The organism is Paracoccus sp. S4493 (assembly GCF_000967735.1).
Taxonomy (GTDB): Bacteria; Pseudomonadota; Alphaproteobacteria; order Rhodobacterales; family Rhodobacteraceae; genus Paracoccus; species Paracoccus marcusii.
In genome coordinates this window covers 1-2,050 of record NZ_JXYF01000244.1, presented here as the reverse complement: position 1 = coordinate 2,050, position 2,050 = coordinate 1, and the positions used below count along the sequence as shown (strand labels likewise).

The following is a 2,050-nucleotide window of genomic DNA, read 5'->3' as shown; positions in this document are numbered from 1 at the left end:
GCCCGCGCGGCGCTGGCCGCCGGCGCGCCGATTCTCTGCGACGCGCATATGGTCAGCGAGGGCGTGACCCGCGCCCGCCTGCCTGCGGACAACGCGGTGATCTGCACCCTGCGCGACCCGCGTGTGCCGGACATGGCGCGCGACATGGGCAACACCCGCAGCGCCGCCGCGCTGGAGCTGTGGCGGCCGCATCTGGCGCGCGCGGTCGTGGCCATCGGCAATGCGCCCACCGCGCTGTTTCACCTGCTGAACATGCTGGAGGACCCCGCCTGCCCCCGCCCCGCCGCAATCATCGGCTGCCCCGTGGGCTTTGTCGGCGCGGCGGAGTCGAAGGACGCGCTGATGGCCGCGCCGCCCGCGCCGTCGGTCGTCGTCCGCGGCAGGCTGGGCGGGTCGGCCATCACCGTCGCCGCGATCAACGCGCTGGCCAGCCGGAGGGAATGATGGGACGCATCATCTGCGCAGGTCTGGGGCCGGGCGATCCAGACCTGATCTCGGTCCGGGCCGACCGGGCGGTGCGCGCCGCGCGCCACGTCGCCTATTTCCGCAAACCCGGCCGCCCCGGTCAGGCGCGGCGCATCGTCCAGGGGATGCTGACCGCCGATGCGGTCGAATATCCGATGGAATACCCAGTCACGACGGAAATTCCCTTCGATCATCCCGACTACAACGACGCGCTGGCGGGGTTCTATGACTTCTGGGCCGCGCGTCTGGCGCAGCTGGCCCAGACCGACGACGTGGTGGTCCTGTGCGAGGGCGATCCGTTCCTCTATGGCAGCTTCATGCATCTGCAGATCCGTCTGCAGGGGCTGGCCGAGGTCGAGGTGATCCCCGGCATTCCCGGCATGGTCGGCTGCTGGAACGCGGTGGGCCAGCCGATGACATGGGGCGACGACGTGCTGACCGTGCTGATGGGCACCCTGCCCGAGGCGGACCTGATCCGCCACATGCAGGGCAGCGACGCGCTGGTGGTGATGAAGACCGGCCGCAACCTGCCCAAGCTGCGCCGCGCGCTGGCGGCATCCGGGCGGCTGGCGGATGCCTGGCTGATCGAACGCGGCACCATGCCCGGCCAGCGCATCCAGCCGCTGCGCGAGGTGGCCGATGACGACTGCCCCTATTTCGCGATCCTGCTGGTTCATGGCCACGGGCGGCGCCCCATGGCGCGGGTGGCGGAATGAGCGGCTGGATCACCGTCGCGGGGCTGGGACCGGGGTCGGACGCCATGGTGACCCCCGAGGTCGCCGCCGCGCTGGATCAGGCGACGGACGTGATCGGCTACATCCCCTATGTCGCGCGGGTGGCGGCGCGGCCCGGCCTGACCCTGCATGCATCCGACAACCGAGCGGAGCTGGAACGCGCCCGCCATGCCCTGTCGCTGGCGGCGCAGGGCGGGCGGGTGGTCATCGTCTCCTCGGGTGATCCGGGCGTCTTCGCCATGGCCTCCGCCCTGTTCGAGGCGTTGGAGGCCGACGGTGGCGATCCCGAGATCCGCATCCTGCCCGGCATCACCGCGATGCTGGCAGCGGCGGCGCGGGCGGGCGCGCCCTTGGGCCATGATTTCTGCGCCATCAACCTGTCGGACAACCTCAAGCCCATGGCGCTGATCGAACACCGCCTGCGCCACGCGGCGCGGGGCGATTTCGCGATGGCCTTCTACAACCCGCGCTCGGCCAGCCGGCCCGCAGGCTTTGCGCGCGTGCTGGAGGTGCTGCGCGAGGAATGCGAACCCGGACGCCTGATGATCTTTGCCCGCGCCGTCACCACGCCGGAGGAGGCGCTGCGCGTGGTGACCCTGGAGGAGGCCACGCCCGAGATGGCCGACATGCGCACCGTCGTGCTGGTCGGCAACCGCGCCACGCGGCGGGTGGGGCGGTGGGTCTATAGCCCGCGGGGGGCCGCCTGATGCAGCCAGTCCAGCGCCTGTTCCGGCGTGGCGACCTGCGGCCGGTCCGGTGCTGTGGGCCGGTCGATCAGCACGACCCGAACGCCCAGATCGCGCGCCGCGTCCAGCTTCGCGCGGGCCCCGGCCCCGCCGCTGTTCTTGGCG

General features: G+C 72.0%; 4 protein-coding genes. 3 read left to right on the top strand and 1 reads right to left on the bottom strand.

Features of this window, described 5'->3' with window-relative positions:
• The 3 genes from TW83_RS16745 to cobJ all read left to right on the top strand — a co-directional run.
• A partial coding sequence (locus TW83_RS16745) for a precorrin-8X methylmutase (protein WP_045983922.1) occupies window positions 1–444 on the top strand: 444 nt, incomplete at its 5' end.
• On the top strand, window positions 444–1,181 hold the full coding sequence (cobI, locus tag TW83_RS16740) for a precorrin-2 C(20)-methyltransferase (RefSeq protein WP_187427323.1): 738 nt from the start codon (window positions 444–446) through the stop codon (window positions 1,179–1,181). The genes TW83_RS16745 and cobI, both read left to right, overlap by 1 nt.
• Window positions 1,178–1,906 (top strand): precorrin-3B C(17)-methyltransferase, encoded by a 729-nt coding sequence (gene cobJ, locus TW83_RS16735; RefSeq protein WP_045983920.1) that lies wholly within the window; start codon window positions 1,178–1,180, stop codon window positions 1,904–1,906. Before cobI ends, cobJ begins: the two co-directional genes overlap by 4 nt.
• Here the strand turns inward: cobJ and TW83_RS16730 are convergent.
• On the bottom strand, window positions 1,882–2,050 hold a 169-nt coding region (locus tag TW83_RS16730), incomplete at its 5' end, for a precorrin-6A/cobalt-precorrin-6A reductase (RefSeq protein ID WP_045983919.1). The two genes, cobJ and TW83_RS16730, sit on opposite strands and share 25 nt — an antisense overlap.